Source organism: Acidithiobacillus thiooxidans ATCC 19377 (genome assembly GCF_009662475.1).
GTDB classification, from domain to species: domain Bacteria; phylum Pseudomonadota; class Gammaproteobacteria; order Acidithiobacillales; family Acidithiobacillaceae; genus Acidithiobacillus; species Acidithiobacillus thiooxidans.
In genome coordinates this window covers 2,945,814-2,970,922 of sequence record NZ_CP045571.1, presented here as the reverse complement: position 1 = coordinate 2,970,922, position 25,109 = coordinate 2,945,814, and the positions used below count along the sequence as shown (strand labels likewise).

24 protein-coding genes are annotated in these 25,109 nt (G+C 54.5%); 15 read left to right on the top strand and 9 right to left on the bottom strand.

Features of this window, described 5'->3' with window-relative positions; all coding sequences use genetic code 11:
* Positions 1–133 precede the first annotated feature (133 nt).
* The 8 genes from GCD22_RS15630 (at position 134) to GCD22_RS19035 (ending at position 8,053) form a co-directional block, all read left to right on the top strand.
* On the top strand, positions 134–679 hold the full coding sequence (locus GCD22_RS15630; RefSeq protein ID WP_031571239.1) for a helix-turn-helix domain-containing protein: 546 nt from the start codon (positions 134–136) through the stop codon (positions 677–679).
* Positions 676–2,667 (top strand): hydrogenase 4 subunit B, encoded by a 1,992-nt coding sequence (hyfB, locus tag GCD22_RS15625; RefSeq protein ID WP_031571241.1) that lies wholly within the window; start codon positions 676–678, stop codon positions 2,665–2,667. The genes GCD22_RS15630 and hyfB overlap by 4 nt, the downstream gene beginning before the upstream one ends.
* Before the next feature lie 21 nt (positions 2,668–2,688).
* Positions 2,689–3,639, top strand: coding sequence for a respiratory chain complex I subunit 1 family protein (locus GCD22_RS15620; RefSeq protein ID WP_035210163.1), 951 nt, complete (start codon positions 2,689–2,691; stop codon positions 3,637–3,639).
* 2 nt (positions 3,640–3,641) lie between these two features.
* Complete coding sequence (locus tag GCD22_RS15615; protein ID WP_051488033.1) at positions 3,642–4,322, top strand: formate hydrogenlyase; 681 nt, start codon at positions 3,642–3,644, stop codon at positions 4,320–4,322.
* Positions 4,319–5,773, top strand: coding sequence for a hydrogenase 4 subunit F (locus GCD22_RS15610; RefSeq protein WP_031571244.1), 1,455 nt, complete (start codon positions 4,319–4,321; stop codon positions 5,771–5,773). Before GCD22_RS15615 ends, GCD22_RS15610 begins: the two co-directional genes overlap by 4 nt.
* A complete protein-coding gene (locus GCD22_RS15605; protein WP_051690529.1) occupies positions 5,770–7,329 on the top strand; it encodes a hydrogenase large subunit in 1,560 nt (519 codons plus the stop codon). Before GCD22_RS15610 ends, GCD22_RS15605 begins: the two co-directional genes overlap by 4 nt.
* Positions 7,330–7,356: 27 nt before the next feature.
* Positions 7,357–7,833, top strand: a complete 477-nt coding sequence (locus GCD22_RS15600) for an NADH-quinone oxidoreductase subunit B family protein (protein WP_024892940.1) — start codon at positions 7,357–7,359, stop codon at positions 7,831–7,833.
* Positions 7,834–7,933: 100 nt separating this feature from the next.
* Complete coding sequence (locus GCD22_RS19035; RefSeq protein WP_198926076.1) at positions 7,934–8,053, top strand: NrsF family protein; 120 nt, start codon at positions 7,934–7,936, stop codon at positions 8,051–8,053.
* A gap of 103 nt (positions 8,054–8,156) precedes the next feature.
* Here the strand turns inward: GCD22_RS19035 and GCD22_RS15585 are convergent, their stop codons facing one another.
* From GCD22_RS15585 to glgA, 6 genes are all read right to left on the bottom strand, one after another.
* Positions 8,157–8,549 carry a type II toxin-antitoxin system VapC family toxin gene (locus tag GCD22_RS15585; protein ID WP_051690530.1) on the bottom strand — a complete coding sequence of 131 codons (393 nt, stop codon included), beginning with the start codon at positions 8,547–8,549 and terminating at the stop codon, positions 8,157–8,159.
* Between the two features lie 170 nt (positions 8,550–8,719).
* Complete coding sequence (locus GCD22_RS15580; RefSeq protein WP_031571249.1) at positions 8,720–9,634, bottom strand: L,D-transpeptidase family protein; 915 nt, start codon at positions 9,632–9,634, stop codon at positions 8,720–8,722.
* Positions 9,625–10,701 carry an FIST domain-containing protein gene (locus GCD22_RS15575; RefSeq protein WP_031571250.1) on the bottom strand — a complete coding sequence of 359 codons (1,077 nt, stop codon included), beginning with the start codon at positions 10,699–10,701 and terminating at the stop codon, positions 9,625–9,627. Before GCD22_RS15575 ends, GCD22_RS15580 begins: the two co-directional genes overlap by 10 nt.
* Positions 10,680–11,330 (bottom strand): endonuclease III, encoded by a 651-nt coding sequence (nth, locus tag GCD22_RS15570; RefSeq protein WP_031571252.1) that lies wholly within the window; start codon positions 11,328–11,330, stop codon positions 10,680–10,682. The genes GCD22_RS15575 and nth overlap by 22 nt, the downstream gene beginning before the upstream one ends.
* Before the next feature lie 56 nt (positions 11,331–11,386).
* Positions 11,387–11,803: a hypothetical protein gene (locus tag GCD22_RS15565; RefSeq protein ID WP_031571255.1), complete on the bottom strand. Its 417-nt coding sequence runs from the start codon at positions 11,801–11,803 to the stop codon at positions 11,387–11,389.
* 142 nt (positions 11,804–11,945) lie between these two features.
* Entirely contained in the window at positions 11,946–13,409 is a 1,464-nt protein-coding gene (gene glgA, locus GCD22_RS15560; RefSeq protein ID WP_153940861.1) for a glycogen synthase GlgA, read from the bottom strand.
* A 123-nt stretch (positions 13,410–13,532) separates the two neighbouring features.
* Here glgA and GCD22_RS15555 point away from each other — a divergent pair, with 123 nt between their 5' ends.
* Entirely contained in the window at positions 13,533–14,099 is a 567-nt protein-coding gene (locus GCD22_RS15555) for a hypothetical protein (protein WP_031571260.1), read from the top strand.
* Between the two features lie 32 nt (positions 14,100–14,131).
* On the opposite strand, the gene GCD22_RS15550 is transcribed toward GCD22_RS15555, so the two are convergent.
* Complete coding sequence (locus tag GCD22_RS15550; RefSeq protein ID WP_051690531.1) at positions 14,132–14,503, bottom strand: DoxX family protein; 372 nt, start codon at positions 14,501–14,503, stop codon at positions 14,132–14,134.
* 190 nt (positions 14,504–14,693) lie between these two features.
* Between GCD22_RS15550 and GCD22_RS15545 the strand changes: the two genes are divergently transcribed.
* Together GCD22_RS15545 and GCD22_RS15540 are read left to right on the top strand one after the other, a co-directional pair.
* Positions 14,694–15,188: a group I truncated hemoglobin gene (locus tag GCD22_RS15545; RefSeq protein ID WP_029315963.1), complete on the top strand. Its 495-nt coding sequence runs from the start codon at positions 14,694–14,696 to the stop codon at positions 15,186–15,188.
* Between the two features lie 83 nt (positions 15,189–15,271).
* Positions 15,272–16,174 carry an alpha/beta hydrolase gene (locus GCD22_RS15540; protein ID WP_081577595.1) on the top strand — a complete coding sequence of 301 codons (903 nt, stop codon included), beginning with the start codon at positions 15,272–15,274 and terminating at the stop codon, positions 16,172–16,174.
* Positions 16,175–16,237: 63 nt separating this feature from the next.
* Here the strand turns inward: GCD22_RS15540 and GCD22_RS15535 are convergent, their stop codons facing one another.
* Positions 16,238–17,941: a hypothetical protein gene (locus tag GCD22_RS15535; RefSeq protein WP_010637066.1), complete on the bottom strand. Its 1,704-nt coding sequence runs from the start codon at positions 17,939–17,941 to the stop codon at positions 16,238–16,240.
* Between the two features lie 161 nt (positions 17,942–18,102).
* Here GCD22_RS15535 and GCD22_RS15530 point away from each other — a divergent pair, with 161 nt between their 5' ends.
* From GCD22_RS15530 to GCD22_RS15515, 4 genes are all read left to right on the top strand, one after another.
* On the top strand, positions 18,103–18,546 hold the full coding sequence (locus tag GCD22_RS15530) for a DUF1841 family protein (RefSeq protein WP_031571264.1): 444 nt from the start codon (positions 18,103–18,105) through the stop codon (positions 18,544–18,546).
* Between the two features lie 32 nt (positions 18,547–18,578).
* A complete protein-coding gene (locus tag GCD22_RS15525; protein WP_024892952.1) occupies positions 18,579–20,375 on the top strand; it encodes a M3 family oligoendopeptidase in 1,797 nt (598 codons plus the stop codon).
* 2 nt (positions 20,376–20,377) lie between these two features.
* Positions 20,378–21,751, top strand: coding sequence for a class II fumarate hydratase (gene fumC, locus GCD22_RS15520; protein WP_031571266.1), 1,374 nt, complete (start codon positions 20,378–20,380; stop codon positions 21,749–21,751).
* Positions 21,752–21,866: 115 nt separating this feature from the next.
* Positions 21,867–22,988 carry a 3-deoxy-7-phosphoheptulonate synthase gene (locus GCD22_RS15515; RefSeq protein ID WP_024892954.1) on the top strand — a complete coding sequence of 374 codons (1,122 nt, stop codon included), beginning with the start codon at positions 21,867–21,869 and terminating at the stop codon, positions 22,986–22,988.
* Positions 22,989–22,998: 10 nt separating this feature from the next.
* Here GCD22_RS15515 and metG read toward each other — a convergent pair whose 3' ends face one another.
* Positions 22,999–25,053 carry a methionine--tRNA ligase gene (gene metG, locus GCD22_RS15510; RefSeq protein ID WP_031571277.1) on the bottom strand — a complete coding sequence of 685 codons (2,055 nt, stop codon included), beginning with the start codon at positions 25,051–25,053 and terminating at the stop codon, positions 22,999–23,001.
* Between the last annotated feature and the right edge of the window lie 56 nt (positions 25,054–25,109).

Below are 25,109 nucleotides of genomic sequence, written 5' to 3'. Positions count from 1 at the left end.
TCTCCTGACAGCAGGATGAGCCCTAGAACAACAGGCAAGGAACAATGGAGCAAAAAGCACCCACGGCAACTGCCGTTTTTAGCTTCATACGTTAATATGGACACGCCGTCCATTTTAACGGACAATCCGGGGCATGAAACAGCTTGCTCAACGTTTGCGTCAGCTTCGCGAAGACCGACAACTTTCCCTGCGTGCCCTGGGAGAAATGGCCGGGGTCTCTTCCAGTGCGCTATCCCAGATTGAAGCTGCGCAGGTTTCCCCCTCCATTGCAACGCTTGAGAAAATTTGCACTGCCTTGGGGCTCAGGATTGCCGCACTCCTGGATGAACCGGATAGTGAAGCATCCCCGCTCATTCTCCGTGCCGGACAAAGACGTCGGGTCTATAGTTCAGGGTCGCATGCCACGATTGAACCACTGGCACGAGGATTTTCCCGAAAAAAAATGCAACCGCTGCTGGTCACGCTGGATGCAGGTGGAGAATGTGGAGACCACCCTTATAGTAGTGCCGATGGGGAAGAGTTCGCCATGCTCATCAAGGGAAGCGCGCGCTTTGAACAGCAAGGTTCCAGCTTTGATCTGGATGAGGGGGATGCCGTCTACTATGACCCGCGTCTTTCTCACAACTGGCATAATCTGCATGAGTTGGCATCGGTGCTTCTGATTGTGGTGGCGCAGTGAACTCCGGCGACTGTCTGCTTTGGGTCCTGTATGCGTCACTGTTGTCTTTATTGCCGACAGTGCTGGTGGCAATTCCCGCATTGCCAATCCGCTGGAAACGTTCCCTGGGTTTTCTGCTGACCGTTGCATTTTGCCTGCTGCTCATCGTGGTCGGCATGCATGCGCTGGCAAGCCCTGCGCTCCATGCAAGTATCCCGGGGCCACTCACCGATCTTGCCTGGCAATTCACCCTCGACCCGCTCTCCGGTTTTTTTCTGTTGGTGCTGGGATCCGTGGGATTTGCGGCGTCCTTGCATGCTATCGGTTATTTCCATCATGGTAGCCAGAGCAAGCTGAAACAGGTGCTATTGCCTTATCCGGTTTTTGTGACGGCCATGGTTTGGGTATTGCTGGCAGCCAATGCCTACACATTCCTTGTGGCCTGGGAACTGATGGCCCTGAGTTCAACATTTCTTATCCTGGTCGAAGGCCAGGACCAGCGTCGGCAGCAAGCCGCCTATCTGTATTTACTGATCGCGCATCTCGGTGCCCTGGCCCTTTTTGTCGCTTTTGCCTTGCTGAGTCATGGTGATCTGATCAGCAATGGGAATTTTCAGCGCATGGCGCAATTGTCCGATTCTCCTATTGTCGCCAATGCGGTTTTTGGACTCACCTTGCTGGGTTTTGGCGCAAAACTGGGGCTTCTGCCACTGCATGCCTGGCTTCCGGAAGCACATCCGGCAGCGCCATCGCCGGTTTCGGCGCTGATGAGTGGGGCCATGTTGCCCGTTGCGGTCTATGGCCTGCTGCGCATTGACTGGCAAATTCTTCCGGCGGGCGCGGGGTGGTGGGGTCCGCTTTGGCTGGGACTGGGTTTAAGCTCTGCACTTTTTGCCGTTTTGTATTCGGCATTGCAAACCGACATGAAGCGGCTACTGGCTTATTCCTCCATGGAAAATATGGGACTTATCCTGATCGCTCTCGGTCTTTCCCGAATTTTTGCCGAGCAAAATCTGTGGCCCCTGGCCGCTCTCGCCTTGATAGCGGGTTTATTTCAAGTGCTGAATCACGCTTTTTTCAAGAGCTTGCTTTTTCTGGGAAGCGGCAGCGTTCTACACGCTACAGGCACCCTGGAAATGTCCCATTTGGGTGGTCTGATTCGTTCCATGCCGCAGACGGCTTTTCTGGTGCTCATTGGCATTTTTGCCCTTGCCGGATTGCCGCCGTTGAATGGTTTTGCTTCGGAATGGCTGTTACTTCAGGCTTTCCTGTTGGCCCCCAGCTTGCCATCAGGAATGCTACGGGCCATTCTTCCCCTGGCCGCCGCAGGTGTTGTGCTGGTTACTGCTGTGGCGGCTTTTGCCATCGTCAAATTTTATGGGATCGCTTTTCTGGGGCGGGCGCGTAGTGCGGTCGCCAAACAGGAGGCCGGGATCTGGGAGCGCGCCAGCATGGCCTTTTTGGCCCTGTTCTGCGTCCTGCTCGGTGTGTTTCCGGGCCGCGTAGTAGACAGTTTGTCGCACATAACGGCTCTGTTGTTACATGGCAGCCAAATAGCCCACCAAAGCGCGCTGGCGCTCACGCCGATTTCGGCGCAGCGGGCCAGTTATCTCCCCGGCGTTTTTCTTTTGGGAATCGCACTGTCCATTGCGGTCGTTTTTGTACTGGTTTGGTGGCGTTTCGGGCGCTCCCTGCGCCGTGCCCCCATATGGTCCTGTGGTTTTGCAGCAGATTATAGTGCCCAAACACAAGACAGTCCGACCGGTTTCAGCCAGCCTCTGCTCAGAATTTTTGGCGTTTCCTTAAGCACGCTCATAAACCGCCAGGGCGGGAGAAACACCCTCCCGGTGCAAATTCCTGATCCTTTCTGGAAAGGTTTTTACCTGCCCTGGGGTCGTGTCACCCTGTGGATTGCCGGAGGGATCAGCCGATTACAGCATGGTCGCATCACCTCTTATCTGCTGTATTCGTTTCTGACCCTGATTGTCCTTCTGGTGTTTTTTCGGTGAATACAAGAGGGCGAGGCTTCAATGACTAGTCTGATCAGCTGGCGGGATCAATGCTTCCAGATCCTTTTTGTCGTCGCGGCGGCTCCACTTCTGGCGGGTTGGCTGCAGACGGTCCGGGCACTTTTGCAAAATCGGCGTTCTGCAGGGATTCTCCAGCCCTATCGTGATCTTTTTCGACTGTTCCACAAGGAAACCCTGATCCCTGAACAATCTTCCTGGCTGTTTCAGTTTGCACCCTATGTCATGTTCGGAGCCAAGATCATGGCGGTGGCCATCGTGCCCATCATTGCCAATGGCTTGCCTCTGGCCAGTGCTGCCGATGTCATTGCGCTGGTGGGTCTGCTGGCCGTGGCGCGCATTTTTCAGGTGCTGGCGGCCATGGATACGGGAACAGCTTTTGGCAGTTATGGGGCGCATCGTGAAATGCTGATTTCCGCATTGGCAGAACCTGCCTTACTGGCGGCACTGTTTACCGCCTCTTTATTGGCCCGATCCACATCGCTTGTGCAGATTGTTCATCTGAGTCAAATACAGTTATTTTCCATTCATCCCAGCATGGTTTTTGCCGCCATCGCATTTGGCTTTGTTCTGCTCGTGGAAAACGCCAGAATTCCGATGGACAATCCGGCAACGCACCTCGAACTGACCATGATTCACGAAGCGATGGTGCTGGAGTATTCAGGACGGCACCTGGCACTGCTCGAATGGGCGGCACAACTCAAGCTGTTTTTATATATGACCATTGGTTTCGCCCTGTTCCTGCCCTGGGGAATTGCTGCAAAACCGTCGCTGACAAGCCTGGTCATTGCTGCAGGACTGGTTCTCGTCAAACTGTTTTTTGCGGTTGTGGTTCTGGCGCTGGTGGAAACCTTACTGGCAAAAAAACGGCTTTTTCGGGTCCCTGAGTTCGCCATCACCGGCTTCCTTTTCGGAGTCATCGGTTTATTGAGTCACTTCATGCTGGGGTCATGATCATGCATTCCATTCTTGCCCATAGCGCGATTATCAGCCCCGTGTTGAGAATTCTCGCGGCCTGGATGTTGGTACTCAGTTTCGCCCTGCTTGCGCAAAGACGGCTGCTGAGTCTTATTCGCCTGCTTGCCTGGCAGGGTGTCACCCTGGCGGTGGGTACGGCCCTCGTCGCGCAGTTAACGGGTGATCCCATCCTCTGGGTTTCGGCGGTGTTGACCTTGTCCATCAAGGGAATTCTCATGCCCTATGTCTTGCATTATCTGTTGCGTCGTCTGCAGGTGCGCGGTGATGTCGAGATGACACTCAATGTCCCTAGTACGCAACTGCTGGGTATTTTACTGGTGGTATTTGCATTTTCCATTGCCGCCCCTCTGGATGGATATTTGCCCGCCGCGACCCATGGCATGCTAGGGATTGCCCTGGCCGCATTTTTGCTGTCGTTCCTGATGATGATTACCCGCCGCAAGGCGATCTCCCAGATCGTGGGCTTTCTGGCCATGGATAACGCCCTGTTTTTCGCCGCCACCAGTGCAACACTGGGGATGCCGCTGATCGTCGAATTGGGTATTGCCCTGGATACCCTGATCGGGTTGGTGGTGATTGGCGTCTTTTTCTTTCAGATCCGCGACACTTTCGACAGTCTCGATCTGCATTATCTGGAACATATCCGGGAGGATAAATGATCATCTTCTGGGTGCTGGTTCTGGCTGGTGCCGGAGTTCCCTTACTGGCGTTTTTGGGCAGCGGGCGACGCGGAGCCAGACTGTTTCTGCTGCTTAATTTTCTGGTGTTGATCGCCTGTGTGGTTATGTCCGTGCAAGTGGCTACCGAGGGCATCATCCGGGCAGGCGGCGATGAATTCCGGGTGGACGCCTTTTCCCTGTTACTGGCACTGGTCAACAGTACGGTCGGCTTTTCCATTGCCTGGTTTTCACACAGCTACTTTTTGAAAGAAGTACAGCATCATGGTTTGTCCGCAGGGCAACAAAAGCTGTACCACAGTATGTTCCAGCTTTTTCTATTTACCATGTTGCTCGCTGTGCTCACCAACAATATGGGGATTCTCTGGGTGGCTCTGGAAGGGGCGACCCTGTCCAGTGTGCTGCTGGTCAGTCTGATGCGTAAGCCGCAAGGTCTGGAGGCCGCATGGAAATACTTCGTTCTCTGTGGCGTCGGGCTCGCCATGGCGCTGTTGGGAACGGTGTTACTGTATTTTGCGGCGGAACCCGCACTGGGTGCAGGTAGTGATGCCTTACTTTGGTCACAATTGCATGCCCATTCTGCCGCGCTCAATTCCGGGGTGCTGACCATTGCCTTTATTTTTGTGCTCGTGGGCTTTGGAACCAAGGTTGGTCTGGCCCCCCTGCACAGTTGGTTACCCGATGCCCATGCGGCAGGACCCAGTTCTGCATCCGCCGCCTTGTCCGCTTTGCTGCTGAATGTGGCGCTGTATGCCATCCTGCGTTTTAAAAGTCTCCTGTCCGGCCCTGTGGCCGGGCCTTTCACTGGGCATCTGCTGATGGGCTTCGGTCTTCTGACCCTGTTGCTTGCTGCCTTTTCCATGTTTCGGCAACAGGACGTCAAACGTCTTTTTGCCTACTCTTCCATGGAGCACATGGCACTGATCACTTTTGCTTTTGGTTTGGGCGGACCGCTGGCGGTTTTTGCGGGTATGCTCCACATGCTGGGACATAGTTTGGCAAAATCCTCGGTGTTTTTTGCTACCGGGCAGGCCAGCCAGGAAGCTGGCACTCAGGACATTTCCGCACTGAACGGCTTGATGCATTCCCGGCCCGTCTTGGGCTGGAGTGTCCTCCTGTCGGTGCTGGCGATTCTGGGTATGCCTCCGGGTTCCCTGTTTTTCAGTGAGATTCTGATCCTTGCCAGTGCGGTACAACAATCCTGGCAAACCCTGCCTTTTCTTCTGCTCGGCCTGGGCACCGTATTTGCGGCAATATACCCGCGCCTGCAGAGCATGCTCCTGGCCCCCGCCAATTCTCTCCCCCATCGGCAAAGCGGGGTGGGCGGGCTTTTGCCGGTTTTTTTTCAAATATCCCTGGTGGTGATTCTGGGGGTGGCGATCCCCGGGCAAATAGAGCTATGGCTGCATGACGTTGCAGGAATTGTCCAATGACTGAACTTGGTTCTGATACTTTGCCCTCTGTGGGCCAGTGGCAACAAATTCTGACTGCGCCACCCGTCTGGCAGGTCGAGGTGCAGACTGCATCCTGGACAAGTGCCGCGCTGGCGCTGCGCGATCAGGGCGGGCGTTTGCTGGGATTGTGGGGAGAGGCGGGCCATGAAAATGCATTTTTTTACATACATGCGCTGGGCCTTGGTTCAACCGGATATTTGTGGATCACTCTGACGGTGCAATCCAGCGAGGGACAATTTCCCTCGCTGGCCGACATTTTTCCCGCTGCCTCGCGGATGGAGCGGGCCCTGTACGATCTTACGGGAATCAGGGCGGCGGGGAATGCCGATACCAGGCCATGGCTCCGCCATCAGTGCTGGCCAGCGGGGATTTTTCCACTGCGGGAGGGTCAACTGGATGACAGATCCTTCGGCATGGATGGTGATGCCGATTATCCTTTTCAATTGATTGATAGCGTGGATGTCCACCAGATCCCGGTGGGACCGGTACACGCGGGCACCATTGAGCCCGGACACTTTCGTTTTTCGTGTATCGGTGAACAAATTCTGCGTCTGGAAGAACGATTGGGATACACGCACAAGGGCGTCGAACGCCTTTTCCAAGATCGGGATGTGTTTGCGGGTGCGCGTCTGGCAGGACGCATCAGTGGTGACACTACAGCGGGTTATGCCTGGGCCTACTGCATGGCGGTGGAATCCATTGCCCGATGCGCAATCCCGCCTCGTGCAGCAGCTTTGCGTGCTGTTTGCCTGGAACGGGAGCGCATGGCCAACCATCTGGGTGATCTTGCCGCTCTGGGAAATGACGCTGGCTTCGCCTTCTGTCAGTCACAATTTCTGTTTATCAAGGAAAGCCTGCTCCGCGAAAACCGGGAAATTTTCGGACACCGCTATTTGATGGACTGCATTATTCCCGGTGGCGTCGCTTTTGATCTGAACTCCGCGCAAACAGCCTCAATTCGGAGTAACAGTGAATCCTGGCAGCGCACCGTGCAGCGTTTGGACCTCCTCTTGCAGGAGCATTCCGGTCTGCGGGATCGCCTGGTGGGTACAGGAAAAATTGTGCCACCCCGTGCTGCAGCACTCGGTATGGCGGGGCTTGCCGGCCGCGCCAGTGGTCAGGCCTGGGATTTGCGGGTCCAGTTTCCCCATGCGCCTTATCAGAATCTGGATGTTTCCATGCAGCTTTCCCCGGAAGGTGACGTGGCCGCACGTTGGCAATTGCGCTTTTTAGAGTTCTATGAGTCTCTGCGTCTGCAGACCCGGTTGTTGATGGAACTGCCCGGGGGAGCAGTCAGTACAACCATTCCGGAAAGCATCCCCGATGGCGAAGGCTTGGGCATCGTCGAAGCCTGGCGCGGCGAGGTGTTTGTCGCCCTATCTGTGGAAAACGCCCGTATCAAACGCTGCCACCCCCACGATCCCTCGTGGGTCCTGTGGCCGGTCCTTGAGGAGGCCGTGCTGAACGATATTGTCGCCGACTTTCCACTGATCAATAAATCGTTCAATTTGAGTTACAGCGGACATGATTTATAGCGTGTCAGCACCCGGAGGATATTGGCAATGTATCGCATACTGAAAGAAATCTGGCGACTGGGGAAACCGGGTAAAAAAATCATTCCCGCCAAAGGGCAGGGGCCATTCCGCCGGAGTGCCGCCATTCGCCATGTGGATGCAGGATCCTGCAATGCTTGTGAGCTGGAAATTCAGGCACTTTCGGGTCCACATTATGGCTTGGAGCAAGTCGGGTTGAGCCTGACAGCGTCGCCGCGCCATGCTGATTTGTTGATGGTAACCGGCCCGGTCAGCCGACATATGGCGACAGCGCTGCAAGACACGTTTTCAGCCATGCCAAATCCCAAAAAGGTCGTGGCCATAGGGGATTGCGCCTGTACGGGCGGCATATTCGCCGGGAGTTATGCCGTTGTCGGCGCGGTAGAAAAAGTGCTCCCCGTAGCCGGGCAATGTCCGGGCTGCCCACCTACACCCGAAGCGATTCGGCAAACATTGGTTCAGGTAGCCCGGCAGACACGATCCTGACGGGATTGGTGGGAATTCGTATTTTAAGGGGAATCCGTATCGCGCTGGCAACGGTTGCCCATCAAAACCCAGTGTCAGTTGGGTTTGTGGGTGCAGTGCCGTGTACAGTCTGCATTGCCCTGAAATGGGCGCACCGTTTATCGACACCTGTTATTTGCTCGGGATTTTGATTCCCACCGTGCTCGGCGCACTACTCGGGAAAACATTGTTGCGTTGGTAATGCGCCTGTTGCCGCCCAACCCCCAGGGGGCGGTATTGGGTAGCTTATTGGTGTCAGGTGTTTCCGTTCGGAAGCTTCTGACCAGAAAAGTATGCACCACACCTCACAGCCAAAGTGTACGAATGGGATACTGCCTGATAGCGGGGTCAGGGGTGACCAAGGTCAGTCCACGTTCGATGGCCTGACAAATCAGCATGCGGTCGAAAGGATCCCGATGAATGGGCGGTAGTTGCGGAAGATGACGCAGGTCGGTATCCGACAGCGCTATGCGTCGAAAATCCACTGCCTCGATTTGGCGGAGCATATAGTCAAAAACCGATTCGGAACCGCTTTCGATAATCAGCTTGCCGCTCGTGTGCTTCACCAGAATTTCCCAAATGGTGACCACGCTTATACAAACCTCCATATCCTCGGCGATATGGCTGCGTGCTGTAGCCGGAATCTTTTCTGTCTGTGCCAACCACCAGATCAGGGTACAAGTATCCAGCAGCAGCATCAGGTTTTGTCCGGTCTCGCCCCGCTCTCCTGTCCATTTGGGCGCCGGCTAAGCTATTGGAGTTATTGACAACTTCATTCAGCGCAAATGAGGTATCTTGAGTCTCGAGATGTGACCGGGAACGCTCGAAGCCGACCAGTCGCAACGGGTTACTTGCGCTGCGCTATTTTTTACAGCGGTTCCGGTATTCCCGTCGCGGCCTTTAGCCAGCGCCTGGCTATGTTCGAATCGATGGCTTTGCCGGCGGGCAAATGTTGGTTGAGCCAGTCTGTAAAGGAGCCTTGGACCTGCTCGAAAGGGCGATCGGTCATTTGCCCGTAAATCTGCAGGTAATCATGTCCGCCATCATGGCCCAGTAACCAGGGTTGATCGACAATCAGGACCGGGGTTCCTGCCGGAACGCGCGCAAATAGTGCTTCGATATTTTCTGGATAGAGGCGGATGCAGCCGTGACTGACGCGCATGCCGACCCCCCAGGGCTTGTTGGTGCCGTGCAGCAGGTAACCGGGAATAGCCAGGCGCAGGGCGAACAGTCCCAGTGGATTGTCTGGACCGGCAGGAACCACTGCTGGCAAAGGATCTCCGTTTTCTGCATGTTCCTTGCGAATGCTTTCCGGTGGTGTCCAGCTGGGATTTGCCACTTTGGCGGTAATGCGGGTCTTGCCCAGGGGTGTCCCCCAACCTTCGCGACCTATGCCGATGGGATAAGTGATTACTTCCGGGGCCTGTCCAGCGACAGTGGGCGGATAATAAAACAACCGCATGGCCGCCAGATTGATCACTATGCCCTGACGCGGGGCATCGGGCAGCACATATTCGCTGGGAAGAATGATGCGGCTGCCAGCGCCGGGTAACCAGGGGTCCACCTGTGGATTTGCGGCAGTAATCTGGTCATAACCCAGGTCATATTTACGGGCAATGTCGGAAAGTGTGTCTTCATGTCGGGCGCTGATGCTCTGGATAGCGCCGACGATATTGTCTCCAGGTGGTGGCAGCAGATACGTGCTGCTCCAGGCGGGAGCACTCAAGACTGTCAGCATTAAACCCAAAAAAGACAGGATAACTGCGGAACGATTTATGGGCATATGTCTGTCCTTGAAAACAGGGTGTAAATTTTACCATAGCGCAAAAAATGACTGCGCTGCTGATGTGGAAACAGTTCGCCCATGCCGTAGGCCCCCAGCATGGGCAAATCGGGATATTGCTCGCGCCAGATACACAGATCTTGATCTTCCTGACCAAAAAATGCCGCATCCCGACCAATGGAGCTGGAAATCCAGGCAAAGGTGGGCTCTTGGGTGCTGGCGGATAATTGTTCCAGAGCAATGCGGGTGTCACGCTCGGCAATGGCCGGATCGCGCAGGCTGAGAAAGGCTCGTGAGTGTTCCGCCAGTGGTCTTTCCAGCCAGAGCCCGCTTCGATTCAGGTCGGTGGCGCTAATGTGCAGTAATTCCGGCGGAGCTCCAGGGGCAGCATCAGCGCGAATCTCCCCCATGAGCAGGCGCTCCAGGGGCAGGCGACTGTCCTTGCGGATACTGACCGGAATATTCTGGGCCAGCAGGGGGAGCGCCAGATAACGTTCCAACTGCAGCAGCAAGCTGCCCTCCTGAAGATGGACCGGGAGTGGGGCACTCAGGGTGCGCAGTCCTGCGGACCAGACGCTTTGGGATGGCTGGATGCCCTGAAAGGCAATTTCCAGAATATTCCGTGGGCTAGCTTGATACCAGAAGCGCCCGCTGCGACTGCTGAGACTGCCAAAGCGCGGTGATTGCTGCAACCATTCGCCCTGGAGCTGCTCCAGTCTTCCCCAACTGAATGTCACCAAGTCGGGGTCGGGAATCTGGGGGATAAAACCCAGCGGCGCGCTCAGGAGGAGAACGGCACAGGCATTTTCCCCCAACGCCGTATCTCTTTCGGTAAATATCCCCGGAAAAGTCCCTGTCGCAATTTGCAGGCAGGACAGTGCACGCATCTGGGACTGCAGTAATGCTGGACTCACCGGAGCAAGGGTGGGGCTGAACAAGAAAAAAGCGGCAGTGATGGCTTCACCGGAGAGTTTTTCGCGGGCCTCGGCAATGGCCGATTGAAGGAGTTCTCCGGGTGGCCGGTTACCGCGCGCGAAGCCGCTGGCTACTGGCTTTGATGGGTCCACAGTACCTTGTCAGGCCATGCGCAGCAACTGAACAGCGCGCAGCGTTCACAATGAGGGCGACGTGCCGTACAGGTATAGCGGCCATGCAGAATGAGCAGATGGTGAGCATCCTGAATATATTCAGCGGGAACCTTTTTGAGTAGAGCCTGTTCTACGGCGAGAGGGGTTTTACCCGGAGCAATACCAATCCGATTGCCTACCCGGAATATATGGGTATCCACGGCGATGGTGGGTTGTCCAAATTGGGTATTGAGTACCACATTGGCGGTTTTGCGGCCCACGCCGGGGAGTGCTTCCAGAGCGTGACGATCTGGGGGTACTTCGCCGTGATGCTGAGCAATCAGTTGCTCGGCCAGGCCATGCACATGACGGGCCTTGGCATTGAAAAGTCCGAGGCGACGAATATGATTTTTAATGCCCTCTTCACCGAGCGCAGCCATACTGAAGGCATCGGGCGCCTCTGCAAATAAAGTCGCCGTACACAAATTGACCACCTTGTCGGTGCTTTGGGCGGAAAGAACTACGGCTACCAGCAACTGAAAGGCGCTGGCGTACTGCAATTCGGTTTTGGGTTCGGGGATGCTGGCGCGGAGCGCGGCAAAGCACTGCTTGATGTGTTTGGCATCCATAGCGCTAATTTGGAAATCGGGGGCTGAACCGGTGATCCGGCCCCCGATTATTGGGCTCAGACGTGACGATAACGACCGATTTCGGGCGCTTCGGCACGGGGATGGTTGGCCGCTACGGCATTGGCTGAGGCAATCCATTCTTCATGATCGTGTTCCAGAGCATGCAGCATATCATGGTCCAACTTGGGCAAAATGCTGCCTTTGATGAGTTCGCCCAGATCCAGCATGCGCGTGGCAATGGCATAACCATGCAGGTGGAAGTCATGATCGGCGTGGGTGCCGAAATGATCACTTGCGAAAAGCACACCCTTGGCGGCGTTGAGATCGGCGTCGTTCATGACGTAATCCTTGGCCCATTTGTACCATTCTTCAAAGTATTTTTCCTGGGCTTCAATACTCCAGTTGTGGGCTTCAAAAAAGGCAAAAACAGAAACGCGGTTGGCTTTACCGGAAAAGGGAAAATGACCTGACATCGTGCGACTCCTCATGCATGTGGGAAAAAAGTCATCAGAGCATTGTAGCGGTTTATGGCTACGGTGCAACGCAAAAGCTTTTTTGTGGGGATAATGATCTCCAATGACCCCTTGATTATTCTCAAAATGAATAGGCCAGAATTTACTGCGCAGATTTGCGGCGCTCCAGAATCTGGCGATAAAGCTCCAGGTAGGACAGTGCAGCGTGTTCCCAACTGTGGTTCGCGGCCATGGCCTGTTTCTGGAGATGTCGCCATGCGGCTTTTTCCCGATGCAGCGCTGCAGCCCTGAGGACGGCATGGTGAAGATCATCACTATGGGCAAAGCTGAATACGAAGCCGTTACGTTCTTCATCCCGGGCAAAGTCGCCGGCATCGACGACGGTGTCGGCCAATCCGCCGGTATGATGGACGATGGGCAGCGTCCCATAACGTAAGCTGTACATTTGGTTGAGGCCGCAGGGCTCAAAGCGCGAGGGCATGAGAAAAGCATCCACACCCGCTTCAATCCGGTGTGACAGCCCTTCGTCAAAGGCGATGCGCACGGCGAGACGACCCGGATGAACTGCCGCCAGTTCCTGGAGCCGCGCTTCAAAGTATTTCTCGCCACTGCCCAGAATAGTCACCTGCATCCCACGCTGGAGGAGATCGGGCAAAATATCCAGAACCATATCGACGCCTTTTTGCTCTACCAGCCGACTGATCATGCCCAGCAGAAAAACATCGGGCTGGGCTTCAAGCCCGAGACTCTGCTGCAGCTGGGCTTTGCACTGACTTTTTCCAACCAGGCTGCGGGCATTGTAGTGCGCCGGAAGATAAGGATCAGCCCGGGGGTTCCAGTGGACTTCATCTATTCCGTTAAGAATGCCGGTGAGTTGCGCGGAGCGCTGCTGCAGGAGACCTTGCAGTCCCATGCCAAAGGCCTCTTTCTGGATTTCCCGGGCGTAGGTAGGACTGACTGTGCTGATCTGGTCGCTGTAGATCAAGCCGGCCTTGATGAAGGAAAAAGCCCCGTAAAGTTCGGTTCCCTGCCAATGAAAATCTTCGGCAGGAAGATGTAATTCTGCCATGATGGCGGGATCAAAGCGGCCCTGATAGGCGAGGTTGTGAATGGTGAACAGTGTGGCCGGTCGCGGGCTTCCTATTCGGGTTTCAAGATTCAGCAAATAAGGGACGAGGCCGGTCTGCCAGTCATTCACATGGACCAGATCGGGCTGCCAGTCGAGGCCGGATACGCGACCCTGAGCCATTTCAACGGCTACTCGATTCAGCAAAGCGAAGCGGCGCGGATTGTCCGGCCAATCCTGACCCTGCGCATTTTGATAGGGTCCACCATCCCGCTCGTAATAGTCGGGATAACGCAGAAAAAAAATACCGGGCCGGTTCGGCGTTATCCAGAGTTCGGCAGCTTCCTGGCTATAAGGCGTATTCACCGAACAGAACCAGTGCATTTCATGCAGATCCGGACGGCCATACCAGGGGACCAGTATCCGTACATCAACGCCCAGTTGCTGCAAAGCCAGTGGCAAAGCGCCTCCGACGTCTGCCAGGCCGCCAGTTTTGGAGTAGGGAACCATTTCGGAGAGCACGAACAGGACTTGCAACATAGAGGTTTCAGGTTCTTCAGTGAGTGACTTGTTGCTAACATATCACAAAACACTTTTTGAATGATGGCTTCAGGTCGCCTATGATCCTCCAATACATAAATCTGCAGGTAAGGAGTGCGTAGTATGGAATGGTGCGAACGCTTTAAGGAATATCGGGATCGGGGACGCTGCGTGGTGTATTTTCCCAACTTGCACGAAGGCGAGGACGCCGAAGCCTACGGAATTTTTCTGTCCCTGATGCGGGTGAAAATGGGCATCATGATTCTTGCCCCAGATCGTGAAGAGCGTTATGAACCAGTATACCGCGACGCGATCAAGTATCATCTCCAGACTATTCGCCACAGCCGCCTGTTTACCAGTTATGTACCACTGAAGACGCGGGTGTATTTCGTAGAAACAGTCGATGTTCGCGATGCCTTTTATCCCTGCGCCGATTTTTGTGTGCCCGGAGGTACGCTGATGGGTGGAGCTGTGGACCTTGCCAAACCCATTGCCGATGGCTGCCCGCTGATTCTGGGTCCAAAAATGCCGGATAATGCGTTACGTCAAGGATTGCTGGCCGCAGGTGGAGCTGTTTGGGCGCAGGATAATAATCAGTTGATTGACCTTGCCAAGGCATGGCTGACTGATCCCGCTGCGGCAAAAACGGCGGCTGAAAAAGCGCGGGAGTGGTGGCAGCAGCACGGTTAAGGATATTTCAGGATGGCTCCCTGCGCACCCTGCTAGTGAAGACGCCATCTTATTTCGCTGGACCAACTGATCATCCACAAAAAAATGAGTTGAAAAACGAGCCGGGCATTGAGTATCCAGGGAGCTATATCTGGGTATATTGATGTATGCATTGCCATATAAACATTGGCCGGTGTCACGGCAATGGTTAAACAAAAAAGACCAAACCCGGCATAGGGCCTGGTCTTTTTTGATAGCAACCCCAAGGCGCCGAGCATTTCAAGAAAACCGCTCACATAAACATCGGCTATATGCCAGGGGATATAGTCCGGAATTATTTTTGCTTCGCTGCCTGTAAAGATAAAATGTGCCAGGCTGCCGATAAAAAACCATATAAATACAAAACTCAAAATTATCTTTTTCACCAATGCTCCCTATTCTGGTGGTTTTTTCAGGCCAGATAGTCATATTTATGTCACGGCGATGATTACGTGGAATATACTGACCTGGATGCAAAAAATCCTGCTGCATCCGTCTGCACAAAAAATACGTATTCATCTATGTTGAGGCTGTTGCCTCCCTGTTGAATCTGAAAACGGTGTTAAGGAGAATTTAATGAAATATTTTAGATCAGGAGTTGCAGTGTTGATGGCAGGATTGGCGGTGAGCCTCGTGGCGCCTTTGGCTCAGGCCGCTCCGAGTGCTGCATCGGTGCAGCGGGCAGATATCAAAATGCCGATTCAAAATCATATTGATGCTTTTGGTGGCAAGTCCGGAGTTAAAGCGCTCATTAATACGTTTGTTGGTTATGTGGCGGCAGATCCCCATATTAATTATTATTTTGCTCATACCAACATCAAGGCCCTGAAATATAATCTGACGCAACAGGTTTGCGAAGTGGTGGGCGGACCCTGTACCTACACTGGCCCGACGATGACTGCAGCACACAAAGGCTTGCACGTTACCACAGCAGCATTCAATTATCTGGCACAGGATATGATCAAGGCGATGGATCAGCGTGATATTGCCAAACCGGCGCAGAACTATCTTTTGGCGCAACTGGCAGCCATGGAACCACAAATTGTTACGGCCAATGGTCCGTTGGGTTAACACACGAGAGATTGGTTATTCATTCAGGTCCTGAAGACTGGGTTTACTTTTAAATTGTCGGTATTTTCTGTGGATGACCAATCATGTCCTTAGCTGTGAGAATGAGCAAATTATTCATTGCCGGGATGACGGGCGTTCTTTCCGCCTGTTCTCCGCTACAAATTATCAATCGTCTTACCCCGACAAATACCTATAAGGTCACTCAGGGTATTCGTTATCAGCATCAGGCACGCGGACATCTGGATGTATATGAACCCGTTGCCAGGGATGGTTATCCTGAACCGGCGGGAGGCTATCCCGTGGTGCTGTTTATTTACGGCGGTGCCTGGGATAGCGGCAACCGGCAAGAATACAAGTTTGTAGGGGAAGCCCTGGCAGCCCGTGGTTTGGTGGTGGTCATACCCAATTATTGCATTTATCCACAGGTACGTTATCCTGCTTTTTTAAAGGATAATGCACGTGCTGTAGCCTGGACTTATCAGCACATCGCCGCTTTCGGTGGCAATATCCGGGATTTTTATATCATGGGCCATAGTGCAGGGGCCTATAATGCCGCCATGTTGGTGATGGATCCGCGCTGGCTGCAGGCAGTGGGACTCAAGCCGGATATTTTTAGTGGCTGGATAGGATTGGCGGGACCCTACAATTTTTATCCAATTACTTATAAACCGGTCCGTCCCATATTTTTCTACCCGGATTATCCCCCCAATAGTATGCCGATTGATTTTGCCAATAATGCGGATATTCCCCGAACTTTTTTAGGGGCTGCAGTGCATGACAATCTGGTGAATCCGAAAGTGAATACTGAAGTATTGGCGGCCATGCTGAAAAAGGCGGGGGTCAGTGTCGAGTTGAAAATGTATCGCGGTGTAAACCACGAAACCTTGATTGGCGCTTTTGCCAAGCCATTACGCTGGATGGCCCCGGTGCTGGACGATGTGGTGGCTTTCATCAAGGAGGGTCACGATCAGCGCATCCATCCATAATCATTAAAAAGCCCCGATCTGACAACAGACCGGGGCTTTCATGAAGCCAGAATGATGAAATACTTAGCTGGCTTTCAGTGACTTCATGAAAATCGTCGCAAAACGAATGAAGAATTTGAGCAGGTACTGGGTGTCCTTAGCGAAGACGATTTTCATCAGGCCAAAAATACCGCCACCCTTGTTGGCTTCATTCTGCATTTCGGTTTTGGTCAGTTCCAGCGCCTTGACAGCCTTGTCAACGCCTCCTGCAAACACTTCATCAGAGGGGATCATGGGCACAACCTTGCTCATGACCATGTTGATTTTGCCAACCAGACCGGCCTTCTGCAGGTTGCCGACCAAGGCAAATACTTCAGGTAACATGTCGATCAGATGGGCATCATGGAGGCCCTGAACAATCCCCTTAATCCGATGGTTGATGCTTTCTGCATCCCCCTTGAGTGCTTTGGCACCAATCTGGGCAATTTCCATCCAGATCAGGGCACCCTGACTGATGGTGCTGCCAATGTGCTGGATGGTGCCGTCATGCCACAGTTCGGCAACAAAATCTGCACCGGTACCGAAGGCAATATTCAGATCGCCGCGCGGGGTCAGGATTTCTTCCAGACGGATGCCCTTGGCCTCCAGGGCCTTGGCGGCAGCCTGCAGGGAACCCCCTACTGTTTCGGCCACTTTGAGCAGTGAGCCTACGCGATCGGCAAGGCTGTCTGCATCACCCTGGGCTAGATCTTTGGCGCGCATGGCAATTTTCAGCCATTTTTCGGCCTCTTCGGCAATATCATCCAGTTTGTCCGGAAGATCGAGGTCGGAGATGATGCCTTTAACGGCACCAAGGCCATCTTTACCCGCCTGCACAAAAAATCCGGCACTGGCCGCATAACCGGCCAGATGTTCTACCTGATCCAGCAGACCTTCAACCCGACTGACCATGTCCACGGAGCCGTCACCCTGGGTTAGATGCTTGACGCGCATGGCCACCTGCATCCAGCGGTTGCCGCCCGAACCGATGCTGGCCAGCGCATTGCCCATATTGGCGCTTTCCAGAACTTCAGGCATGGTGTCGCGCAGGGTGCCAATGGCAATATTCATCTGCCCGCCCAAAATTTCCGCCATGTCGAGCATGCCGCTCAGACGGGTCTGCAGATCGGGAGCATCACCCTGAATCAGGCGCTGAGCACGCTTGGCCATCTGAATCCACTGGTCGGCCATTTCCTGGATTTCATCAAGACGATCCGGCAGGTCCAGTTGACCAACCATGTTGCCAACAACGCTTACACCCTGCTTGGCGCTTTCTAGCCAGTACTGGATGGTGGCCGTACTGCTATGGATTTTCTGGATCATTTCTTCGGGATTTTCACCGATGATGGGGCACTTCAACTCGGCGCTGAGGGCGGCCATGGAGCTGAAAAATCCGGAGCGTTGCAGATTGCCGAGAAGTTGCAGGACTTCCTTGAGGGTTTTGTCCAGTTCGGCCTGCTGGGCGTCATTGATGAGCGCACGCAGGCGATCCAGCGGTTCTTCATCGGAGTTGCCCTTGACGAAAGATTGCAGGGATTCGGAAATGCCCTGCAGTTTTTCCATGTAGGGCTGCATGGTTTCCATCAATTTGTCTGTGTCGATGGCCTGAGGGAGCTCATTCAGGACGTCGCGCAGCATCTGCAGCATGTTTTGCACCTGCAGGGCGGCTTCGCCGACTTTTCCGAGCCCTTCCCACTGGCGTTCGTTGAGACTTACTACTGCTGCTGGTACTGTATTCGCGTTGGCCATGTTGCGCTAATCTCCCGCTGAAATAATGCTGTGATAAGTGCTTTTAATAGAACAAAGCAAGCTTTGTTAAGACTTGCCTTATTTACCACAAAAAGCGTCCCTTTCCTACCCATGTCAATGTGCCCTATCATCGTCAACGAGGCTTTTGCAGGCTAATTATTATGCTTTATGGCAGTAAACGAGAAACATATCGGCAGGTATTTCTGGACAGTTGGCAAGCTTTTCGCGAGGGGCGGCCCCTCGAAGGCGTGCAGACCAGGATTGTGGCCGCTATTCTGGATCACCCCGAGTATCAGCCCTTGCTGGAAGATGCCGAACGAGGATTGTACCAGGACTTTTCCCCTGAACAGGGGCAAAGCAATCCCTTTCTGCATATGTCTCTTCATGTGGGGCTGGCAGAAATGTTGGCAATGAATCAGCCACAGGGTATCGTCCATCTTTACGCGACCGCCTGCGAAAAACGGGGTGAACATGATGCCGAACATCTTTTTGTTGACTGTATGGGCGAGATGATGTGGCAGGCACAAAGGGCGGGAAGGCCTCCGGATATGGGTACCCTGCTGGCTTGTGTGCGGCGCGGACTGGCGTTGCCAGATCCGGCTTGATACGGCCCTGAGGGGCATTTGGGAGAAAATTCATGGTAAAAGCAGTGCAATCGACAACAACCGGCGCTGAAAGTATTCACTGGCGTTTACAGGACCTTTATGCGGGTTCGGATGATCCGCGCCTGGAAGCCGATATGCTTTGGGCCAGCAGCGCAGCAGAAGATTTTGCCCGGCAGTATCGACCGGGTTTGGGCGATCTGGATGCGGCTGCCCTGGCCACAGCCATGCAAAGTCTGGAGGCCATTCGTCAACGGTTGGGTCGGGTAGGGACTTTTCGTTATCTGAGTTATGTCACCCATGCCGACCAGCCCGCGTATGGGGCGGCGTTGCAGGCTTATGAAGAAGCCGCGACTCAAGTCAGCAATCAGTTGATATTTTTTGATATTGCCTGGAATGCAGTCGATGAGAATCGTGCTGAACAGTTACTTCAGGATCCCGCTCTCGCCCACTGGGCGCATCTGCTTCGCAACTGGCGGCAATATCGCAGTCACTTGCGCAGTGAGAGCGAAGAACAGATTCTTTCGGAAAAGCGGGTAACTGGTCGGGCACTCTGGGAGCGCCTTTTTGACGAAACGCTGACAGAGATGCGTTTCAATCTGCGCGGTAAGGCCATGACCGAGCAGGAAGTGCTGACCCTGCTGTCCAATCCTGACCGGACATTGCGTCATGATGCGGCAGAATCCCTGAGTACGGGACTGGAAAGCCGCCTGCACACTTTGACCACCTGTTTTAATGCCATTCTGGCCGATAAGGCCCTGGACGACCGACTGCGTTCTTATCCCCATTGGCTCAGTGAGCGCAATCTGAGTAACGAAATTTCCGACAGCATGGTCGAGGCCCTGGAGGCGGCCGTGGTGTCCCGCTACGCTCTGGTGGCCCGCTATTATCGACTCAAGGCCAAACTGCTGAGGGTAGCGCCGCTGATGGACTATGACCGCTATGCGCCCATCTCCAGTGCAGCGCGGTGTTACGACTGGGCGGAATGTCAGCGTATTGTGCTGGCGGCGGTCCATGATTTTTCGCCGGAGCTGGGTGCCATCGGTCAACGTTTTTTTGACGAACACTGGATTGATGCGGCTCTGGCACCCGGTAAACGGGGTGGGGCTTTTGCTCATCCGGTGACTCCTGACGTACATCCTTACCTGATGGTCAATTATACCGGTACGGTGCGCGACGTGATGACCGTGGCCCACGAACTCGGGCACGGCATCCATCAGTATCTGGCGCGTGAGCAGGGCTATCTGAATGCCGATACGCCGCTGACTACAGCGGAAACAGCCTCGGTGTTCGGAGAAATGCTGACTTTTGAACGGCTGATGCGCGAGGAGCAGGACCCGCAGCAACGTCTGACCTTGCTCTGCGGCAAAATTGAGGACACCTTTGCCACGGTATTCCGACAGATGGCCATGCATCGCTTTGAGGTGGTGATGCACAATGCCCGTCGCAGCGAGGGCGAACTCAGCAAGGAAAGGCTCGCAGAGCTGTGGATGCAAACCCAGACCGAGCAGTTTGCCGACAGTATCCAGTTCAGTCCCGGATACCGCTGGTGGTGGAGTTATATCCCGCATTTTATCGGCTCTCCCGGCTATGTGTACGCTTATGCTTTTGGTGAATTGCTGACTTTGGCTTTAATTCAGCGTTATCGGGAAAATCCCCAGGGTTTTGTGCCGGGATATGTCGCCATGTTGAAACTTGGGGGCAGCAAAACGCCTGCCGAGGTGGTGGCAGAAACGGGTGTCAATCTGGAAGATCCGGATTTGTGGTCAAAAGCCCTGGATTATCTTGCCAGTATGGTGGATGAGGCGGAATCCCTGGCCGGAGTCCGTTGAGCATGCGTCAGGAAAAAGACAGCATGGGTCTGGTGGAGGTGGAAGATACCGCACTGTGGGGGGCGCAAACCCAACGCTCCCTGAATTACTTTGCCATCGGCAGCGAACGGATGCCCATGGCGGTCATTTATGCCCTGGCCAGAATCAAGCGTGCTGCTGCTCAGATCAACCACGAATTGGGCCTTTTGGGTAAGGATATTGCCGATTATATTCAGCTTGCCGCCAGCGAAATCATCGATGGACGCTGGGATGAACAGTTTCCGCTGCGGGTCTGGCAGACGGGTAGCGGCACCCAGAGCAATATGAATGTCAATGAAGTGATTGCCAATCGCGCCAACGAACTGGCTGGTCAGGTCCGGGGCACGAAAAACCCCGTGCATCCCAACGATCATGTGAATCTTGGTCAGTCTTCCAATGATACTTTTCCGGCGGCCATGCATATTGCCGCCGCATTGGCGGCGCAGCAAAATCTGCTGCCCGCGCTGATCCATCTGGAAAGCCTGCTGGCGGCTAAAAGCCAGCAATTTGCGGCACTGATCAAGGTCGGACGCACGCATCTGATGGATGCTGTTCCGCTGACCCTGGGTCAGGAATTTTCCGGGTACCAGGCGCAGTTGCAGATGGGGATTCAGGCCATTGAGCAGGCTTTGCCCGGACTGTACGGACTGGCTTTGGGGGCTACGGCGGTGGGCACGGGTCTCAACTGTCATCCAGATTTCGCCAGACAGGCTTGTGCGCACATGCATGCTGAACTGGGCTTGCCTTTTCATCCGGCAGCCAATTTTTTCGCGGCGCTGGCGGGCCATGAAGCCCTCCAGCAACTGAGCAGCAGTCTGCGCCTGGTTGCCATGTCCTTGCTGAAAATAGCCAACGATATTCGCTGGATGGCATCCGGCCCCCGGGCGGGTCTGGGCGAACTGCAGCTTCCTGAAAATGAACCGGGGTCTTCCATTATGCCCGGCAAGGTGAACCCCACCCAGGCTGAGGCGTTGACCATGGTTTGCGTGCAGGTTTATGGAAATGACGCGGCCATTGCCTTCGCCGCATCCCAGGGAAATTTTGAGCTGAATGTTTACAAGCCGCTGATTGCCTTCAATATCCTGCAGTCCATCGAGCTGCTGGGGGATGCGGCCCGGTCTTTTGCCGAGCATTGTCTGCAGGGGCTGGAGCCGGTTAATGAACGCTTGCAGGAAAACATGGAAAAATCCTTGATGCTGGTGACTTCCCTGACCCCCGTGATGGGTTATGAGCGCGCGGCGGCCGTGGCCCAGCACGCCCACCGCAATCACTGTACACTCCGGGATGCGGTGATTCAGTTGGGTTTCCTCTCGGGAGAAGACTTCGACGCGCAGGTGCGGCCGCAGGACATGCTCTAAAAGCCCCACTCAGGCAGGCCGAGAAGGGACTGTTCTGGAGGATCATCGCCGGATCATGTTATCCTTTGGTCCGGCTAATCCATCAGCATTCAGACAGCGCAAGAGGACTTAGAACATGATCCTGATTTTAGAAGCAGATCTGGCGGAGCAGTCGCCCATTTTTCAACAGTTGCTGACCCGTCTCAAGGCCATGTCTGATATCCAGTACCGGATTCATCAGGAACAGGGCGTCGAGCAGTTGCTCAGCGAAATTTATCTGATTGGCAATACCAAATCGTTGCGGGTGGAAGACATGGAAGCCTTGCCCGGCGTGAAGCAGGCTATTCGGGTTTCCAAGGAGTATCGGATGCTTGGGCGGCATTCCGGCGATCATCGCAGCCAGGGTTTTGACTACAACGGCGTCCATTTTGGGCAGGATAACCTCAATGTATTTGCGGGTCTCTGCGCGGTCGATACGCCCGAGCACGTTGAGCAGATGATGAAAGCACTCCAGGAAAACGGTCAGGTCTGCACCCGTATGGGGGCCTACAAGCCACGCACCAGCCCTTATGCCTTTCAAGGACATGGCCAGGCCTGTTTACCCTATGTATTTGAGCTGGCTGGCAAATATGGAATGCGGGTGATTGCCATGGAAATTCTCCACGAGTCACACATGGATGAGATCCGTGAGGTTTTGGAAAAAACCGGACATCCAACCGGAGTGATGCTCCAGATTGGCACCCGTAATACCCAGAATTTTGAACTCCTCAAGGCCGTGGGAAGGCAGACCGAGTTTCCGGTGCTGCTCAAGCGTGGTTTCGGCATCACGTTGGAAGAGTCCCTCAACGCAGCAGAATATCTGGCCTCAGAGGGGAATACCAAGGTGGTGTTTGGCTTGCGTGGCATGAAAACCAACCTTGGTGATCCCCATCGCAATTTTGTGGATTTTGCCCAGGTGCCCACCGTGAAGCGTCTTACCCGGATGCCGGTCTGCATTGATCCCTCTCACTCCGTGGGCAGTCGTGATGCCGGGCCGGACGGAATTCCTGACGTTTTTCATGCTACCGCAGAGGGGGTTGTGGCGGGGGCCAACATGGTTCTGGTGGATTTTCATCCGGATCCGGCAACTGCGCTGGTAGATGGTCCTCAGGCCTTGCTGCTGAAAGAGTTACCCTGGTTTCTGGAAGATGTCCGTCTGGCTCGGGAAACCTACGAAGAGCGGGTGCTTCTGGCCGCCGCTCAGGGTGTCGCGGAGTAGGGTCGCAGCCCTACTTCACCCGCATGCCGGGTTCGGCGCCGGCATCTGGAGACAGGAGGAAAGGCCCCCCCGCCGGACCACTGGCGGCCATGACCATGCCCTCAGACAGGCCAAAACGCATTTTACGCGGCGCGAGATTGGCCACCATGACCGTCAGACGTCCCACCAGGCTGGCCGGATCATAGGCACTCTTGATACCCGCAAACACCGAACGGGTTTTTTCTTCGCCAATATCCAGGGTTAGATGCAGTAACTTTTCCGCACCTTCCACCGCTTCCGCCGCAACAATCCGGGCAATGCGCAAATCGATCTTGCTGAAATCCTCAATACTCATGGTGCTGCTTTCCGTGCCGGGCGCAGCTGCTGCTGTTTTTGCTGCCGCTTTGCCGTCATGTTCGGGCTTCGTTGCTGTACCTTGGGTACCGGGTGTTTCTGTGGGGGATTGAATCAAGGCGTCCACCTGGGATTTATCCATACGTTGCAATAAATGGGTGTAGGGCTGAATGTTGTGCTTCAACAGGGGTTGGCTGAGTCCCGGCCAGCTGAGCTCCGTTTGTAAAAATGCCAGCGATTTGCGCGCCAGTTCGGGAATGACCGGGCTGAGTAAAGTCACCAGAATGCGGAAGCCATTCAGAGTCACAGTGACAACGCGATGTAATGCTTCGCGCTGTTCAGGATTTTTGGCCATCGCCCAGGGGGCATTCTGGTCTACGTAGGCATTAATCTGGTCGGCAAGCGCCATAATGTCGCGCATGGCTTTGCCATATTCGCGACTTTCATAAGCCTCGCCAATCGCTTCCTGGCTGTCCAGCAGACTATCGTAAAATGCCTGATCGGATCCCAGTGATGGGGCCAGTTGCCCGGCAAAAAAGCGATGAATGAATCCTGCCGCCCGCGAGGCCAGATTGACGACCTTGCCAACCAGATCCCCGTTGCCTTTCAGCAGGAAATCTTCAAGGTTGAGGTCAATGTCTTCGACATGACTGTTGAGTCGGGTGGCAATGTAATAGCGTAAAAATTCGGGATTGAGATGTTGCAGATATTGTCCGGCAGTGATGGAAGTCCCCCGGGACTTGCTCATTTTGGCACCGTTTACGGTCAGGTGTCCGTGAGCAAAAATACCGGTAGGCAGACGATGTCCGGAGCCCTTGAGCATCGCCGGCCAGAACAGGCCATGAAAATAAATAATATCCTTGCCAATGAAATGATAAATTTCGGCGCTGGCGTCGGGTCCCCAGTAATCACTGAAATCACGACCATGACTGGCACACCAGTGGCGGGTGGCTGCCATGTAACCGGGCAGGGCATCCAGCCAGACATAAAAAAACTTGCCCGGCGCATCGGGAATGGGGATGCCGAAGTAAGGTGCATCGCGGCTGATGTCCCAGTCGGCCAGCCCAATACTGAACCACTCATCCAGCTTGTGGGCGACTTCTTCCTGGAGGGTGCCGCTGTGAATCCATTGTTTGAGGAACCCGGTAAAATCCCCCAACTGGAAAAAGTAATGCTCGGATTGGCGACGTTCGGGTACTGCACCCGATACGGCAGACACCGGATTGATCAGGTCGGTGGGGCTGTATGTAGCGCCACAGACCTCGCAGCTGTCTCCATATTGATCGGGTGCCTGGCAACGGGGGCAGGTCCCGCGTATAAAACGATCCGGTAGAAAGATGCCAGCAACGGCATCATAAGCCTGTTCGATTTCGCGGATGTTGATGAAATCGGCACTGCGCAAAGCCCGATAAATCTCCTGCGATACCTCGAAGTTTTCCGGTGAGTGGGTGCTATGGTACAAATCAAAACCGATGCCAAAGCCGGTAAAATCGCGCAGATGCTCTTCATGCATGCGTGCTATCAAGGCTTCCGGAGTGATGCCTTCACTCTGGGCGCGCAGCATGATGGGCGTGCCATGGGCATCATCGGCGCAGACGTAAACGCAATCATGACCCCGCAGGCGCTGATAGCGGGCCCAGATGTCGGTTTGGGTGTATTCAACCAGATGGCCAAGGTGAATCGGACCATTGGCGTAGGGCAGGGCGCTGGTAATCAGGATGCGTTTAGTCATAGTAGCCATAAATTACAGGGGAAGCGCTTGTCAGGCAATGCTGTTGAACGATTTTT

Bases quoted from the DNA above. Each gene is read 5' to 3' on its own strand.
- GCD22_RS15530 (WP_031571264.1), top strand. From the start codon at position 18,103: ATGCTTTATGGCAGTAAACGAGAAACATATCGGCAGGTATTTCTGGAC.
- GCD22_RS15525 (WP_024892952.1), top strand. From the start codon at position 18,579: ATGGTAAAAGCAGTGCAATCGACAACAACCGGCGCTGAAAGTATTCAC.
- nth (WP_031571252.1), bottom strand. From the start codon at position 11,330: ATGGATGCCAAACACATCAAGCAGTGCTTTGCCGCGCTCCGCGCCAGC.
- GCD22_RS15540 (WP_081577595.1), top strand. From the start codon at position 15,272: ATGTCCTTAGCTGTGAGAATGAGCAAATTATTCATTGCCGGGATGACG.
- GCD22_RS15615 (WP_051488033.1), top strand. From the start codon at position 3,642: ATGCATTCCATTCTTGCCCATAGCGCGATTATCAGCCCCGTGTTGAGA.
- GCD22_RS15545 (WP_029315963.1), top strand. From the start codon at position 14,694: ATGAAATATTTTAGATCAGGAGTTGCAGTGTTGATGGCAGGATTGGCG.
- GCD22_RS15565 (WP_031571255.1), bottom strand. From the start codon at position 11,803: ATGTCAGGTCATTTTCCCTTTTCCGGTAAAGCCAACCGCGTTTCTGTT.
- GCD22_RS15610 (WP_031571244.1), top strand. From the start codon at position 4,319: ATGATCATCTTCTGGGTGCTGGTTCTGGCTGGTGCCGGAGTTCCCTTA.
- GCD22_RS15580 (WP_031571249.1), bottom strand. From the start codon at position 9,634: ATGCCCATAAATCGTTCCGCAGTTATCCTGTCTTTTTTGGGTTTAATG.
- metG (WP_031571277.1), bottom strand. From the start codon at position 25,053: ATGACTAAACGCATCCTGATTACCAGCGCCCTGCCCTACGCCAATGGT.
- GCD22_RS15585 (WP_051690530.1), bottom strand. From the start codon at position 8,549: ATGCTGCTGCTGGATACTTGTACCCTGATCTGGTGGTTGGCACAGACA.
- glgA (WP_153940861.1), bottom strand. From the start codon at position 13,409: ATGTTGCAAGTCCTGTTCGTGCTCTCCGAAATGGTTCCCTACTCCAAA.
- GCD22_RS15555 (WP_031571260.1), top strand. From the start codon at position 13,533: ATGGAATGGTGCGAACGCTTTAAGGAATATCGGGATCGGGGACGCTGC.
- GCD22_RS15620 (WP_035210163.1), top strand. From the start codon at position 2,689: ATGACTAGTCTGATCAGCTGGCGGGATCAATGCTTCCAGATCCTTTTT.
- GCD22_RS15630 (WP_031571239.1), top strand. From the start codon at position 134: ATGAAACAGCTTGCTCAACGTTTGCGTCAGCTTCGCGAAGACCGACAA.
- GCD22_RS15605 (WP_051690529.1), top strand. From the start codon at position 5,770: ATGACTGAACTTGGTTCTGATACTTTGCCCTCTGTGGGCCAGTGGCAA.
- GCD22_RS15535 (WP_010637066.1), bottom strand. From the start codon at position 17,941: ATGGCCAACGCGAATACAGTACCAGCAGCAGTAGTAAGTCTCAACGAA.
- fumC (WP_031571266.1), top strand. From the start codon at position 20,378: ATGCGTCAGGAAAAAGACAGCATGGGTCTGGTGGAGGTGGAAGATACC.
- GCD22_RS15515 (WP_024892954.1), top strand. From the start codon at position 21,867: ATGATCCTGATTTTAGAAGCAGATCTGGCGGAGCAGTCGCCCATTTTT.
- GCD22_RS15600 (WP_024892940.1), top strand. From the start codon at position 7,357: ATGTATCGCATACTGAAAGAAATCTGGCGACTGGGGAAACCGGGTAAA.